Origin of the sequence: Asanoa ishikariensis (assembly GCF_900107455.1) — a bacterium.
Taxonomy (GTDB): Bacteria; Actinomycetota; Actinomycetes; order Mycobacteriales; family Micromonosporaceae; genus Asanoa; species Asanoa ishikariensis.
This window is the reverse complement of sequence record NZ_FNQB01000003.1, coordinates 1,507,866-1,522,115: the sequence shown is the minus strand read 5'-3', so window position 1 is coordinate 1,522,115 and position 14,250 is coordinate 1,507,866. Positions and strand designations below refer to the sequence as shown.

Annotated in this window: 13 protein-coding genes; 5 read left to right on the top strand and 8 right to left on the bottom strand. The window is 71.5% G+C overall.

Annotation, left to right across the window (positions count from 1 at the left end):
- Positions 1–4 precede the first annotated feature (4 nt).
- The 4 genes from BLV39_RS30940 (at position 5) to BLV39_RS30925 (ending at position 2,595) form a co-directional block, all read left to right on the top strand.
- Positions 5–256 carry a hypothetical protein gene (locus BLV39_RS30940; RefSeq protein WP_090800167.1) on the top strand — a complete coding sequence of 84 codons (252 nt, stop codon included), beginning with the start codon at positions 5–7 and terminating at the stop codon, positions 254–256.
- Between the two features lie 154 nt (positions 257–410).
- On the top strand, positions 411–689 hold the full coding sequence (gene tatA / locus BLV39_RS30935) for a Sec-independent protein translocase subunit TatA (RefSeq protein ID WP_090800166.1): 279 nt from the start codon (positions 411–413) through the stop codon (positions 687–689).
- Positions 690–773: 84 nt separating this feature from the next.
- Positions 774–1,646: a twin-arginine translocase subunit TatC gene (gene tatC, locus BLV39_RS30930; protein WP_090800850.1), complete on the top strand. Its 873-nt coding sequence runs from the start codon at positions 774–776 to the stop codon at positions 1,644–1,646.
- Between the two features lie 40 nt (positions 1,647–1,686).
- Positions 1,687–2,595 (top strand): diacylglycerol kinase, encoded by a 909-nt coding sequence (locus BLV39_RS30925; protein WP_090800165.1) that lies wholly within the window; start codon positions 1,687–1,689, stop codon positions 2,593–2,595.
- Here BLV39_RS30925 and BLV39_RS30920 read toward each other — a convergent pair.
- Positions 2,582–3,334, bottom strand: coding sequence for an HAD family hydrolase (locus BLV39_RS30920; RefSeq protein WP_239083863.1), 753 nt, complete (start codon positions 3,332–3,334; stop codon positions 2,582–2,584). The two genes, BLV39_RS30925 and BLV39_RS30920, sit on opposite strands and share 14 nt — an antisense overlap.
- A 91-nt stretch (positions 3,335–3,425) precedes the next feature.
- Here BLV39_RS30920 and BLV39_RS30915 point away from each other — a divergent pair, with 91 nt between their 5' ends.
- On the top strand, positions 3,426–6,188 hold the full coding sequence (locus tag BLV39_RS30915) for a DEAD/DEAH box helicase (protein WP_090800163.1): 2,763 nt from the start codon (positions 3,426–3,428) through the stop codon (positions 6,186–6,188).
- An 8-nt stretch (positions 6,189–6,196) separates the two neighbouring features.
- Here the strand turns inward: BLV39_RS30915 and BLV39_RS30910 are convergent, their stop codons facing one another.
- The 7 genes from BLV39_RS30910 to BLV39_RS30880 form a co-directional block, all read right to left on the bottom strand.
- The gene (locus BLV39_RS30910) at positions 6,197–7,123 is read right to left on the bottom strand and encodes a 5'-3' exonuclease (protein ID WP_090800162.1); all 927 of its coding nucleotides are present in this window, start codon (positions 7,121–7,123) and stop codon (positions 6,197–6,199) included.
- A 101-nt stretch (positions 7,124–7,224) separates the two neighbouring features.
- Complete coding sequence (locus BLV39_RS30905; protein WP_090800161.1) at positions 7,225–8,538, bottom strand: CHAP domain-containing protein; 1,314 nt, start codon at positions 8,536–8,538, stop codon at positions 7,225–7,227.
- An 11-nt stretch (positions 8,539–8,549) separates the two neighbouring features.
- Positions 8,550–9,830: a glycoside hydrolase family 16 protein gene (locus tag BLV39_RS30900; protein ID WP_090800160.1), complete on the bottom strand. Its 1,281-nt coding sequence runs from the start codon at positions 9,828–9,830 to the stop codon at positions 8,550–8,552.
- Positions 9,831–9,927: 97 nt separating this feature from the next.
- Positions 9,928–11,424: a serine/threonine protein kinase gene (locus BLV39_RS44865; RefSeq protein WP_090800159.1), complete on the bottom strand. Its 1,497-nt coding sequence runs from the start codon at positions 11,422–11,424 to the stop codon at positions 9,928–9,930.
- Positions 11,411–12,208, bottom strand: coding sequence for an FHA domain-containing protein (locus BLV39_RS30890; RefSeq protein ID WP_204082873.1), 798 nt, complete (start codon positions 12,206–12,208; stop codon positions 11,411–11,413). Before BLV39_RS30890 ends, BLV39_RS44865 begins: the two co-directional genes overlap by 14 nt.
- Before the next feature lie 99 nt (positions 12,209–12,307).
- A complete protein-coding gene (locus BLV39_RS30885; protein ID WP_090800157.1) occupies positions 12,308–13,507 on the bottom strand; it encodes an MFS transporter in 1,200 nt (399 codons plus the stop codon).
- A 41-nt stretch (positions 13,508–13,548) separates the two neighbouring features.
- On the bottom strand, positions 13,549–14,241 hold the full coding sequence (locus tag BLV39_RS30880; protein WP_090800156.1) for a phosphatase PAP2 family protein: 693 nt from the start codon (positions 14,239–14,241) through the stop codon (positions 13,549–13,551).
- Between the last annotated feature and the right edge of the window lie 9 nt (positions 14,242–14,250).

Here is a 14,250-nt window from a genome sequence, read left to right as displayed (position 1 = left end):
GCCCGTGGTGCTCTGGATCGTGATCGGCGCGGCGGTGCTCGGCCTGCTCCTGCTGGCCCTGGCCGCCCGGCCCGTGCTGGCCCGGCTGCCCGAGCTCGCCCGCGCGCTGCGCCGGCTCGAAGACCGGCAGGCCCGGGCCGAACAGCTCGGCACGCAACTCGCCGACCTCCAGGAGCGGGTCGAGGCCGTTCAGGAACGCGCGGTGACCGCACAGGAACGCATCGCGATCATCAAGGCCGGTCGCGGTCGGGCGTGACGCCCCAATTGTCGATCTTGGGCCGGGCTTTCACCAGTCTTCACCGGCTATTGAGGTCCACCAGCGGGTGGCGTCGTCGGATGTCACCCGTAGGATGGGCACGTCCACCCCGACGCACCAGACCGTCCGACATCTGATCGACTTTGGAGTTCCCATGGGCGCCCTCAAGCCGTGGCACATCGCCGTACTCGTGGTGTTGCTGGTTCTGCTCTTCGGCGCGAAGCGGCTTCCTGACGCGGCACGCTCGCTCGGCCGTTCGCTGCGCATCATCAAGGCCGAGACCAAGGGTCTGGTCGACGACGGCAAGACGGACGACAACCTCGCCGAGAAGGCCGACGCGCAGTCCGGTCGCCAGCCGCTCCCGCAGCAGCCGGTGCAGCAGACGCCTCCGCCGGTCGTCGACCCGGTGCAGCGCAGCCGCGACGTGATCTGACGACCGGGACGTCGTCCGGTCATGGCCGCCATCTCCCTGCGCCGTAAGGGGCCGACCGAGTTTCAGCGAGCCTCCGACGGCTCGATGACGCTCGTCGAGCACATCCGCGAGCTCCGCAACCGGCTGTTCAAGGCGTCGCTGGCGCTGGTCGGCGGTTTCATCGTCGGCTACATCCTGGCGCAGCCCGTCTTCGACCTGCTCAAGCAGCCCTACTGCGCGCAGTTCCCCGGCAAGGCGTGCGCCGACGTCGAGTTCCTCCAACTCGGCGCGGGCGACGGCTTCCTGCTCAAGCTCAAGCTGGCCCTCTGGGTCGGCCTGATCGTCGCGTCGCCGGTCTGGCTCTACCAGCTCTGGGCGTTCATCGCACCGGGTCTGCACCGCCACGAGCGCAAGTACGCCTACTTCTTCGTCGCCCTGGCGGCGCCGCTGTTCATCGCCGGCGCTGTGCTGGCCTTCTTCGTCGTCTCGAAGGGCCTGCACTTCCTGCTCGAAGCCGGCGTCACCGGCACACAACAACAACTCGAAGTCACCCGATATATATCGTTCGTCACCAACATGCTGCTCATTTTCGGAGTGGCGTTCGAGTTCCCACTCATCGTGCTGATGCTCAACTTCGTGGGCCTCGCGAGCGCGAAGAAGCTGCTCGGTTGGTGGCGGGTCGCGGTCTTCGTCTTCTTCCTGTTCTCGGCGGTGGTCACGCCGACGCCCGACCCGTTCGGCATGACCGCGCTCGGCGCCTGTCTGAGCGCGCTCTACTTCGCCGCGGTCGGCATCGCGTTCCTCAACGACAAACGCCGGGGCCGCGGTCGCGAGCTCTACGCGGACGTCGACGACGACGAGATGTCGCAACTGGAAGACGAACGCGAGCCCGTCGCGGCGGGCGCGCCGATCGAACAGATCGCACCGGTGTCGGCACCCCAGCCGATCGACCGGCGCTACGACGACGACATCACCTGACCTCTGTCGTGACGGCGGCACCCGGATATAGGGTGCCGCCGTGAAGATCGACGGGCCTATCGCGGTGCTGGCCAACCCCGCAGCGGGGCGCGGCCGGCACCGCGACGTGCTTCCGGCAGTCCTGGCCCATCTGCGGGCCACCGGACACGCCGTTGAGCCGCTGGCGGCCACCAGCCCCGGCGAAGCCCTCGCCGCCTGCCACACGGCCGTCGCGGGCGGTGCCGGCGCCCTGATCGCCGTCGGCGGCGACGGGACCGTCCACCTCGCCCTGCAGGCCCTGGCCGGCACCGGCGTGCCGCTGGGCATCGTCCCGGCCGGCACCGGCAACGACTTCGCGGTCGCCGCCGGTTTCACCGACGACCCGCACCGGGCGCTCGTGACACTGACCGCCGCGATCCCGGCCGGCGGCACCGCCACCCTCGACCTGGCCCGGCTCACCGCCGGCGACGGCACCACGCGCTGGTTCGGCGGCGTACTCGCGGCCGGCTTCGACGCGATCGTCAACGAGCGCGGCAACCGGATGAGCTGGCCCCGCGGCCCGATCCGGTACGACCTCGCGATCATGGTCGAGCTCGCCCGGCTGCGCGCCCGCCACTACCGGATCGTCCTGGACGGCGAGGTCCAGGAGCGCGACGCGGTGCTGGTCGCGGTGGCCAACGCCGGCAGTTACGGCGGCGGCATGCGGATCAGCCCAGCCGCCGACCCGGCCGACGGTGTGCTCGACCTGACCGTCGTGCGGCCGATCAGCCGCACGACCCTGGTCCGGGTCAAGCCGCGGATCTACGCGGGCACGCACGTCACGCACCCGGCCGTCGACACCTACCGGGCGACGCGCATCGAGCTCGCCGCCGAGGGCATCGTCGGCTACGCCGACGGCGAGCGGGTGGCACCGCTGCCGGTCACGGTCGAGTGCGTACCCGGTGCGCTGCGGGTGCTCACGGCCGGGTGAGCGCCACCGCCGCGCCGAGCCCGTTGACCTTGCCCGGGTCGGCGGCCGGGACCAGCAGGGCGGTCAGCCCGGCGCGCACCGCGCCCGCGTCGGCCGGCGTGTCGCCGACCATCAGCGCCCGCTCCGGGTCGACCCGCAGTGCGCCGCAGGCCCGCAGGAAGATCGCCGGGTCCGGCTTGCACCGGCCGACCTCGTAGGACAGGACGAACTCGTCGACGAGCTCGGCCAGGCCCCACTGCTCGAAGTGTGGCCGGATGTCGAAGCCGACGTTGCTGACCACGGCCACCGGGACACCGGCGGCGCGCAGCGCCTTGAGCGACTCGGCCGTGTCCGCGTACGGGAGCCAGCCCGGCGCGCCGAGCAGCCGTTCGTAGAGGGCGTCGGCGAGCCCCTCGATGTCGGTGTTCACGGTCGCGGCCAGGCCCACGTACGCCGCCCGGTGGGCGTGTGGGTACAGATCGCGGTCCGCCCACACCTCGGCCAGGTGCACGGGCACCCGGTGCGGCAGCGGACCGCCCGCCCGGCCGGCGGTGACCAGCCGGTCGGCGAGCACCGTCGCGCGGCCCCGGTCGAGCTGCGCACCGCAGGCCACTGCCGCGGCGACCACCCAGGCCACCGGGTCCTCCACCTGGGCGAGGGTGCCGTGGAAGTCGAAGAGCACGGCCTCTACGGGGCGTCTGGACAGTTGGTCCGCTCTGTCCGGCACACGTGGGTTGGGCGGCTCCGCACGGTCTGGCAATGGCACGCCGAGGACCTTACCCAGGACCTACCGGGCGGGTCCCGCACGGCCTACCGCGTCGGCGCGGCGTGCACGCCGTAATCTTGGATACATGTCGAGCCCCGCCGAGCGCTACGCCGCGGCGCGCCGCCGGGCCGCCAAGGCCAGCGCGTTCCCGGCCCTGGAAGACTTCGCCCTCGGGATCGGTTTCGATCTCGACGATTTCCAGCGCGAGGCGTGCGAGGCGCTGGAGCGCGGCAGCGGTGTGCTGGTCTGCGCGCCCACCGGCGCCGGCAAGACCGTGGTCGGCGAGTTCGCCGTGCACCTGGCGCTGGCCGAGGGAGAACCGGACGCCCCGCCCAAGAAGTGCTTCTACACCACGCCGATCAAGGCCCTGTCCAACCAGAAGTACCACGACCTGGTGGAGCGGCACGGCGCCGCCAACGTCGGCCTGCTGACCGGCGACAACGCGATCAACGGCGACGCACCCGTGGTCGTGATGACCACCGAGGTGCTGCGCAACATGCTCTACGCCGGCTCACCGGCGCTCAGGGGCCTCGCGTACGTGGTCATGGACGAGGTGCACTACCTGGCCGACCGGTTCCGCGGCGCGGTCTGGGAAGAAGTGATCATCCACCTGCCGGCGTCAGTGACCTTGGTCTCACTGTCGGCCACCGTCTCCAACGCCGAGGAGTTCGCCGACTGGCTGGTGACCGTCCGCGGCCACACCGACGTGGTGGTCAGCGAGCACCGTCCGGTGCCGCTCTGGCAGCACATGCTCGTCGGCCGCCGGATGTTCGACCTGTTCCACGACGCCGCCGCGGCCCGCAAGCACGACGTGCACCCCGAGTTGCTGCGCTACTCGCGGGAGATGCTGCGCCGGCTGGAGATGGGCCGTGACGGCTGGGCCGGCGGCGGCCGGGGCGGCCGTGGGCCGCGCTGGAAGGGCCCGCTGCGGGCCGAGATCGTCGAGCGCCTCGACCGCGAGAACCTGCTGCCGGCGATCCTGTTCATCTTCAGCCGCGCCGGCTGTGACGCGGCCGTGCAGCAGTGCCTGGCCGCCGGCCTGCGGCTGACCACACCCGACGAGCGGGCCGAGATCCGCCGGGTCGTCGAGGAGCGGATCACCGCGATCCCCGGCGAGGACCTGTCGGTGCTCGGCTACTGGGAGTGGCTCGACGGCCTCGAGCGCGGCCTGGCCGCACACCACGCCGGCATGCTGCCCGCGTTCAAGGAGGTCGTCGAGGAGCTGTTCGTCCGCGGCCTGGTCAAGGCCGTGTTCGCCACCGAGACGCTGGCACTGGGCATCAACATGCCGGCCCGCTGCGTGGTGCTCGAGCGGCTGGTCAAGTTCAACGGCGAGGCGCACGTCGACCTGACGCCCGGCGAATACACGCAGCTCACCGGCCGGGCCGGTCGACGCGGCATCGACATCGAGGGCCACGCGGTCGTCGTCTGGTCGCCCGAGGTCGACCCGCGGCACGTAGCCGGCCTCGCGTCGACGCGCACGTACCCGCTGAGGTCCAGCTTCCGGCCCTCGTACAACATGGCCGTGAACCTGGTCGGGACCGTCGGTGCCGACCGTTCAAGGGCGCTGCTGGAGGCCTCGTTCGCCCAGTTCCAGGCCGACCGGTCGGTGGTCGGGCTGGCCAAGCAGGTGCAGCGCAACGAGGAGACGATCGAGCAGTACACGCAGGAAGTCCAGTGCAGCCACGGCGACTTCGACGAGTACTTCGACCTGCGGATGCAGATCGGCGAGCGGGAACGCGCGCTGGCCCGGCAGGGCCAGACCCAGCGCCGCGCCCAGGCGGTGTCGTCGCTGGAGCGCCTGCGGATCGGTGATGTCATCCGGGTGCCGTCGGGCCGGCGCGCCGGCCTCGCGGTGGTCCTGGACCCAGGCGCCGCCGGCTTCGGTGACCCCCGCCCGCTGGTGCTGACCCAGGACCGCTGGGCCGGCCGGATCACCTCGGCCGACTTCACCTCGCCCGCCGAGGTGCTGGCCCGGATCCGGGTGCCGAAGCACTTCAACCACCGCAACCCATCGGCCCGCCGCGACCTGGCCGCCGAGGTCGCCGGCACCGGCATCGACCGGCACAGCCGCCGTGGCCGCCGGGCCCGGGGCACGGGCGAGGACGCGCACCTGGTCGACCTGCGCGACAAGCTGCGCAAGCACCCGTGCCACGCCTGCCCCGACCGCGAGGAGCACGCCCGCTGGGCCGAGCGCCGGCGCCGCCTGTCGCTCGACACGGACGAGCTGCGCAAGCGGGTGTCCAGCCGGACCGGCTCGCTGGCCCGGATCTTCGACCGGGTGTGCGCGCTGCTGACGGCGCGCGGCTACCTGTCCGACGACGGCGAGGTCACCGACAACGGCCGCATGCTGGCCCGGATCTGGTCCGAGGCCGACCTGCTGGTCGCCGAATGCCTGCGCCGGGGCGTCTGGGACGCCCTGACCCCGGAGGAGCTCACCGGCGCCGTCTCGGTGGTGCTCTACGAGGCGCGCCGCGAGAGCGACGAGCGGGCGTCGGTGCCGCGCGGCCCGATCACGGACGCGATCGACGAGACCATGAAGATCTGGGCCGAGCTGGAAGCCGACGAGGCGGCCCGCGGCGTCGACCGGACCCGCGAACCCGACCTGGGCTTCGTGTGGCCGATCGTCCGCTGGGCGCGTGGGGAGGCCCTGGCCAAGGTCCTGGCCAGCGGCCACAACCTCGACGGCGACATGCCCGCCGGTGACTTCGTGCGCTGGGCCCGCCAGGTGGTGGACCTGCTCGGCCAGATCGCCGACGCGGGTGGCGCCTCCAGCAAGGTCCGCACCACCGCCCGCCAATCCATCGGCATGATCAACCGAGGGGTGCTGGCCTACATCAACGCCTGAGGACCGCGCTAGCCCGCGTGGCTGATCGCGTCGACCAGGCGGCGGCACGGGCCGGCCAGGTTCCACTTCTCGGCCAGCGCGAGCAGGGCGTCGCCGTCCGCGGGCGCGGCCGGTAGTGCCGGGTCCACATCGGGGAGTTGGACGTCGCGGGCGACATTCACCACGGTGGGGGCGACCGCGAGGTAGTCGCGGGCCGCGTCGAGCTTGGCGCGCAGGCCCGGGGCGAAGCCGGCCTTCGGGTCGTCCAGGGCCGCCAGCATCGCGTCCAGGGTGCCGTAGCGGGCGATCAGGCGCGCCGCGGTCTTGTCGCCGACGCCGGCCACCCCGGGCAGGCCGTCGCTCGGGTCGCCGCGCAGGGCCGCGAAGTCGGCGTAGCCGGCCGCCGGGACGCCGTACTTCGCCTGCACCGCCGCGTCGTCACAGTCCTCGAGCTTGCCGACGCCGCGTCCGCAGTAGAGCAGGCGGACCGGCTTCGCGTCATCGATGAGCTGGAACAGGTCGCGGTCGCCGGAGGCCACCTCGACCGGGCCGGGCTGCGTGGTGGCCAGCGTGCCGATCACGTCGTCGGCCTCGTAGTCCTTGGCCCCGATCGCCGGGATGCCCACCGCGGCCAGCACCTCGAGGATCAGCGGCACCTGGGCCTCGAGGTTGTCCGGCACGACCTCGGTCGACGGGCCACCACCGGGCGCCAACCGCTGCGCCTTGTACGACGGGATCAGCTCGACCCGCCACGCCGGACGCCAGTCGTAGTCGAGGGCGCAGATCAGCCGGTCGGGCCGGCGGGTGCGGATGAGCTGGGCGACCATGTCGAGAAAGCCACGGACCGCGTTGACCGGGCTGCCGTCGGGGGCTTGGGCCGCCGACTCCGGAATGCCGAAGTAGGCCCGGAAGTAGAGGCTCGCCGAGTCAACGAGCAGCAGTGGTCGTCGAGTCATCGTCACAGACTGCCATGCCCTCCGATCACCTCCGCGACGGCCTCCGACACGGCACCTGCCCCGAGCCATCCGGAGGCTCGGGGCAGGTGGTCTCGGTGCGGTTATGTCAGCGGGCTGGCGTAACCGGAGATCTCGGCGTGCGTCCGATTGAAGGTGTTGGCCTTGACCATGTTGCTGAAGTTGCCGTCGACGGTGGTGATCGTGTCGCCGGACACCGCGACGACGACGCCGACATGGTCGTTGCGAGAGTCGCCGGTGTGGAATCGCCAGCCGACGACGTCACCCGGCTGGACACCGGCAAGGTTCGGGAAACTCGTGTCGGAGCGCCAGGTGCTGTACCGGCTGAACGACACCGCGCCGGCGTCGAGCCCGTTGGTGCGGGCTCCGGACTGGCCCCAGATCCATTTGGCGAAGTCGGCGCACCAGGCCTGCCCGATCCACCCGTTGGCGCACCGCGGACCCACACCGAGGGCGGTGCTGTAGAAGTTGCAGTCCGTGCCGCCGATTTCGCGGTTGTGTGCCGGGTTGGCGGCCTCGGCGCGGGCCTTGTCGACAACGGTCGCCCGCATCCCGGACACCGACGTGCTTCCCGGGTCGCCGTTGCCCCAGTACGACACCGTGCCGTAGGCGTACACCTGACCGGTCCCGGAGACGGCGGCGTAACCGGCCCCGTTCGCCGTCACGGACACGCCGGCGATCCCGCCCGTGAAGCCCGTCGGGTTGCCGCGATAGGTGACCGAGCCGTACGCGTACACCTGGCCGGTGCTGGAGATCGCCGCGTAGCCGGACCCGTCGGCGGTCGTCGAGATGCCGACGACGGAGCCCGAGAACCCGACCGGGTTGCCGCGGTGCTGGACCGATCCGTAGGCGTAGACCTGGCCGGTGTTGGAGATGGCCGCGTACCCGCTGCCGTCGGCCGTCGCGGAGACGCCGACGATCGAGCCGGAGAAGCCGGTCGGGTTGCCGCGATGCTGGACCGATCCGTAGGCGTACACCTGCCCGGTGGTCGACACCGCGACGTACCCCGAACCGTTGGCCGTCGTGGAGATCCCGGCGATGGACCCGGAGAAGCCGGTCGGGTTGCCCCGGTGCTGGACCGACCCGTACGCGTACACCTGGCCGGCACTGGAGATGGCGGCGTAGCCACTGCCGTCCGCGGTGGTGGAGACGCCGACGATCGAGCCCGAGAAGCCCGCCGGGTTGCCGTGGTAGCGGACCGACCCGAAGGCATACGTGCCGCCGATGGTGTTGGTCAGCACGTAACCGCTCCCGGCGGCCGTGACGGAGATGGTGCGGTAGGTGTTGGGTGCCGCCAGCGCGGTTCCGGCGTTGCCGGCGACGGCGAGGGCGGAGCCGACGAGGGCGGTCGCGGTCAACAGCGCGATCCGGTGCCGCCGCGGTCGTTCGTGTGTCATCAGGGCGCCCTTCACGAGAGGTACTGGGTGTACTGGTTGGGGTACATGCGGATCCAGTCGACGTCCTGGCGGGCCGGTCGCATGAGGGTTCCGGTCGGCGGGAACATGTCGAGCTGCGCGCCGCCGTTGCTGCTGCTGAACTCGGTGATCGACGCGTTGACGGTGGTGCCGACCTGGTTGCCGTCGACGTACCACTTGACCGATCCGGGCTGCCAGTCGATGGCGTAGTTGTGGAACTGCTTCGAGTCGATGGTCAGGGACCGGCTGGTCTGCGTTCCGTTGTGGTGCACGAACAGCTCGACGGTGGCCGAGTCGACGTCGCGCTCGGCGAAGTCGATCTCCGCGTCCTGCCACCTGGCTTCGTCGTGCGGCCACAGCAGCGGCACGGCGTGGTAGGCACGACCGCCGTTGTTGGCCAATGGCACGGCGCGCTCGCGGACCTCGATGCGGCCGTAGCGGAACGGTCGCATGCGGCTGTAAAGGCCGCCCGTCTTGCCGTCGGCGGTGCCGGTCACGGACAGGTAGCCGCCCGTCTGGGTGGTCTGCGACGTGCACCGCTGTCCGTTCTTCTGATAGCCGTCCGAGCAACCGGTGGGTTGTCCTTCAGACGAGCCGAACAGCCCCCACTTGGTGAGGTCGACCGCTGTGCCGTTGTACTCGTCGGACTGGCTGGCCAACGGCGTGCCCCAGCCGTAGCGGACGGCGGCGGAGGTGCTCTGCGCCGGCGGCGCGGCACCTAGTTGGTAGTCGCACTTGGTGGCCTTGAAGTTGATGCCGGTGGCCGACCCGAAGTTGCCGACCTGGAGCACATGTGCGGAGGTGGCCCCGGCCGGCGCCGTGGCCGTCGCGGACACCGGATACCAGGGGTCGCCGCCGTTCGGGTTCGCGGCGGGCAGCGAGACCAGCGGACCCTGGTTCTCGCTCAGGTACTGGCCGTTGGACCCGTACCACTCGACGACGATCCGGGCGGTGCCGGAGCCGAACACGACGCGGTCGTGCGCACTGAACGTCCACGTCTGGCCGGCGGTGACACCGACCTGCGGCATGTAGAACTCGCGCCCGCCTGTGTCGAACGCCCAGCTCACACCGGCGAGGTCGCCGACCTGGTCACGGGTGACCCAGCTGCCGTCCAACGAGCCCCAGCCGTTGAGGTTCGTCGCCAGCACCGGGTTGCTGCACGCGTTCGGCGCGGCGGCGGCCGGGCTGCCGGACACGCCGACGACGAGCGCCGCCATGGTGAGGAGTGCGGCGCCCGCGGCCGCGGTTCGTGATCGGGCGAAGGAAGTGTTCATGGCCGCTCCTGTCCTGCTCGGTGGTGGTTTGCCACGTGAGCAGTGGACCGTTGATCGGCCGGTCAACGACAGTGCGGCCCCGCACTGTCGCGAGCGTTCAGGAGCCTTCGCAGTTGCCGGGGACCAGGCCGGCGACACGGTGCAGCCGGACCGAAGCGACCACGGTGCCGGACGCCGCGAGCGCGTCACCGGTGTTGTCGTCTGACTCGGTCCACCGTCGGGTCATGTCGACGGCGACGGAGATGAGCTGCACCTCGTAGTCTTGCCCCACGGTGTCGTTGGCCTGGCCGAAATACTGCGCACCCCGCCAGTTCGCGAGCTTCGACGGGTCGTCCCAGTCGTAGACGGTCTCGACATAGCGGGTCGGGTCACCGTTGGACAGGTTCCGCATGGCGAGGACTAGCGTCATACCGGGCTCCGGCGTGGCCGTGCCGGACAGGTGTGCGCACTGCTCGACGTTCGCCCCGTCGCGCGGAGAGACGATCGCGCCGAGCGCCGACGCGGTGGACACGGCGGGCGTGGGCAGGGTCGGGCCGGCGCGTTCGCCGCGCGGGAGCGTGGGCCAGTTGAGCACCGTGATGCTGGCAGTGAGCGCGGCCGCCGCCGCGGCCAGGTAGACCGGGCCCCGCCGCCGTGGTCTGACCCGGCGGCCGAGGGTCAGCAGCTCCCGCCGCCATTCGGCAAGATCGGCGGGTCGTCTCGCCGGGTCTGGGTCCACGGTGGTCATGATGTGCCGGGTCAGCGCCTGCGCGTCGCGCACGCCGGTGGCGCGGAGGCTGGCCTCGAGCCGTCCTCGGTCAGCCGCTCCCGGGGCCGGATCCTGTCCGGTCACGCAGAAATAGGCCAGCGCGCCCAGCGAGTAGACGTCGGTGGCCGGCATGCGGGGCAGGTGCGGTGCTGCCAACACCTCCGGTGCGGTGTACGCGGGGGTGTGCAGCCCGACAGGATCGAAGCTGTCGTCGACGAGCCGCAGCGTGCTCACGTCGACGAGAACCAGACCGCGCTCGCCGTTGATGATGCAGTTGCCGGGCTTGACGTCGCGGTGCAGGCTCGGGTTGCCGGCCGCCCGGGTGGTGGAGGCGAGCTCGCGGAGCACGGTCGCGGCCTGGCCGACGAAGGCCATGCGCTCCTCGATGGTCGAGCCGGCGGCGGGCTGGTCAGCGCAGAGCTCGTGCAGCGTCGGGCCGTCGACCCATTCCATGACCAGGTACGCGGCCCGTCCGGTCGCATCGTCGCCGGCGCCCGACGGATGTGGCGCCGGCCCGGAGAAGATCTCGTAGAGCCGGACCACATGGTCGAGATGCAGATGCCGCAACAGGGCGGCCTGGTCCTGCCAGCGGGCCCGGTCGGCGTCGGTCGGCCAGTCGTCGCCGGTGCCCGGTGGCGGCCGCAGGGCCTTGACCGCCAGCGGCAGTGGTTCCTTGAGCTGGCCGTGGTAGCGCGCCCGCCAGGTGACGCCTTCGCCGCCGGCGATGCCCGGCCCGATGAGCTCGTAGCGGTCGAGGTCGTCGGGCGGGCCGACGAACTCGCCGGCGGCGACCGGAGGCGGCAGCACGTAGCCGCCGCGGGTCGCCGGCTCGTCAGGTGGCGTCATCGCCGCCCGCCACGTCCACCGCGGTCACCCAGCCACTGCGCACGGCCCAGCGGACGAGGGTCCAGCGGAAATCGTCGTGCGCGGCGTCGCTGTCGTCCGGAGTCAGCCCGTGCACGCCATGACCCCACAGCTTTTCCCGAAGGGTCTTGACGACGTTGCGCACATATTGCGGTTGCAGACCGAGTTTCGCGCCGACCTGCGCATAGGTCGCAGGAACGGCGCGTGGCCCGGACTCGGTCAGAACGGGAGCACACAATGCCACGAGAATTCGTCGTTGCGCGGCGCTCAACTCGATCGGTTCGAGAGCTGTCGCGCGATCCAAGCTTTGTCGCGGGGTGACGGGTGGTGAATTCGGTGCTAGGCGGCTGGCGTCGACGGTCACCGTGACGACGGTCCCGGTGCGTCCCGTGAGCACCAGCGCGAATCGGGGAAACGGGAGCGACGTGGTCGCCGCACCGGGCTCCACCACGCGATCCTCGCCGGCCGGGGGGCGCACGACCACGGGCTTGCGGGTCGAGTCGTTCCGGATGAGCACGCAGTCGTCGAGCACGCGCAACGAACACGCGCGGCGGGAAAGGTGGTCATCGTCCGGCAGTTGGAGATCGCATGATCGGGCGCGGCCGACCGTCAGCACCTCACCGACCCGCAGCGGGAATTGCCGCCTGCCGAAATCGACAGCGATCCACTTTGGTGCGTTGCCCCCGTCTTTTCCGTCGGGCAATGACCTGTCCTCCAGATATGCACCGAAAGATCGCACCTGCTTGGCCGGGAAACCGGCGACCACAAGATATCGGAGTTCCGCGGCCGGCGGCTAGGGGACGTGAATGATCCAGCGCTGCTATTCGTTTTTGGCCACGCGTAAGAGTGACGATTCCCGCGACCGTCAGCCCGCCGCGACGGGCACCGGCCGAGCCGCCTCGTGTGGGGCGCGGTGGCGGCGGGCGTCGACCAGTGCGACGGCCAGGGCCGCCAATACGAGCAGCCCGCCGACCAGCGTCAGCGGGCGCGGCCCGAACGCGGGCAGCAGCACGCCGCCGAGCAGGGAGCCTGCGGCGATGCCGACGTTGAAGGCCGAGCCCGACGCGGCCGAGGCGAGGTCGGTGTTGCCCGGCGCGAGTTGGAGCGTGCGTCCCTGCACCATCGCGGCGAACGCGCTGAACGCCAGACCCGCCAGGGCGAACAGCACGACCGTCACCGGCTGTACGGTGCCGAAGGCGTACATCAGCAGCAGGCTGGCGCCGACCACCGCCAGCGGGACCGTCACGGCGGCCACCGGCCGGCTGTCGATGAACCGGCCGATGACGATCGTGCCGAACACGCCGGCGATGCCGCCGACCAGGAGCAGCAACGACAGCGACGACTCGGGGAAGCCGCTCACGTCCAGCAGGAACGGCGTGATGTAGGTCTGCGCGCAGAAGGCGCCGGTGATGCCGAGCGCCGTGAGCAGCAGCAGTGTGCGGAAGCGGCGTGCGTCGGGCATGGTGCCCCGGGCGGCGCCCCCGGCGTCCGGCGGGAACGACGGGAGCAGGGCGGTGACCACGGCGCCCGCGAGCAGGCCGAGCCCGGCGAGGACCGCGAACGCCGTGCGCCAGCCGGCCTCCTGGCCGACCCAGGTGGCGAGCGGGACGCCGAGCACCGGGGCGAGCGACGGGCCGATCGCGAACCGCGACACGATCCGGCCGCGTACGCCGGGCGGGAACAGGCCGGTCACCGTGGGCCCGACGACCGACCAGAACAGCGCCTGCGTGGCCGCCGTGGCCAACCGCGCGCCCGCCAGCACCCAGTAGTCGGTGGCGAGGGCGGCCGCCGTGGTCGCCACGACGAAGACGACGAACGTGAAGGCGAGCAGTCGGCGCCGGGGGATCCGCTTGGTCAGGTGCGTCAGTGGCAGCGACATCAGCACCACCACGACCGCGTAGCCGGTGACCAGCAGCCCGATCTCGGACCGGGACCGGTCCAGGTCAGGCGCGATCACCGTCAGGAGGCCGACCGGCGCGAGCTCGGTGGTGACGTAGGCGAAGGCGGCCAGGGACAGGGCGACCAGGGTGGCCGTGGCGCGGGCGGGGGAGAGCTGCGGTGGCATCGCCCGCCAGTGAACCGTGTTCCGGCGCCAACGCCAAGACGTTATCCGCGGGCCAGCGACACCGGTGGGCGTTCCTCGGCCGGGCGCGGTGGGGGAGCGCCACGCCAGCGCAGGATGCCGAAGTACATGATCGTCAGGCAGGCGCCCGCGTTGACGAACGAGCTGATGACGTCGCTCGGGTGGTGCATGCCGCGGTACAGCCGGGTCAGTGCCACCCCGAGCGGGATCAGCACGAAGACGGTCCAGACGATCGTCTCCCACCGCCGGCTCGTCGAGCGCAGCGCGAACAGCAGTGCCAGCCCGCAGTAGAGGGTGGCGGCCGCCGACGTGTGTCCGGACGGGAAGCTCGAGGTCGGCGGGGAGACGTCCATGTGCTCGACCTGCGGGCGGTTCCGGTCGATGGCCAGCGTGGTGCACAGGAAGATGACGGCCTGGGCGGCGACGGCGCAGGCGAGGAACAGCGGCTCGCGCCACGGCCGGCGGGTGACCAGCAGGATCACCACCGCGAACACGCACACCGCGATGACCGACCAGGTGTCGGCGATGGTGCTGAACACCAGGGAGGCGGCGGTCAGCGAGCCGGACCGGGCCGCTTCCAGCGACTCGTTGATCCGGTCCTCGACCGTGAACGGCCACCAGCCGTCCGCGACCTTCGTGACGAACAGGCCGAGCGCGATCATCAGCCCGTACAGGGCGACCAGTGGCAGCAGCAGTCGGAGCAGGACGTGACGCATGACGAGGGG

Coding starts and splice junctions, on each gene's coding strand:
- BLV39_RS30910 (WP_090800162.1), bottom strand. CDS start 7,123: ATGACTCGACGACCACTGCTGCTCGTTGACTCGGCGAGCCTCTACTTC.
- BLV39_RS30885 (WP_090800157.1), bottom strand. CDS start 13,507: ATGCCACCGCAGCTCTCCCCCGCCCGCGCCACGGCCACCCTGGTCGCC.
- BLV39_RS30915 (WP_090800163.1), top strand. CDS start 3,426: ATGTCGAGCCCCGCCGAGCGCTACGCCGCGGCGCGCCGCCGGGCCGCC.
- BLV39_RS30905 (WP_090800161.1), bottom strand. CDS start 8,538: ATGACACACGAACGACCGCGGCGGCACCGGATCGCGCTGTTGACCGCG.
- tatA (WP_090800166.1), top strand. CDS start 411: ATGGGCGCCCTCAAGCCGTGGCACATCGCCGTACTCGTGGTGTTGCTG.
- BLV39_RS30880 (WP_090800156.1), bottom strand. CDS start 14,241: ATGCGTCACGTCCTGCTCCGACTGCTGCTGCCACTGGTCGCCCTGTAC.
- tatC (WP_090800850.1), top strand. CDS start 774: ATGACGCTCGTCGAGCACATCCGCGAGCTCCGCAACCGGCTGTTCAAG.
- BLV39_RS30900 (WP_090800160.1), bottom strand. CDS start 9,830: ATGAACACTTCCTTCGCCCGATCACGAACCGCGGCCGCGGGCGCCGCA.
- BLV39_RS44865 (WP_090800159.1), bottom strand. CDS start 11,424: ATGACGCCACCTGACGAGCCGGCGACCCGCGGCGGCTACGTGCTGCCG.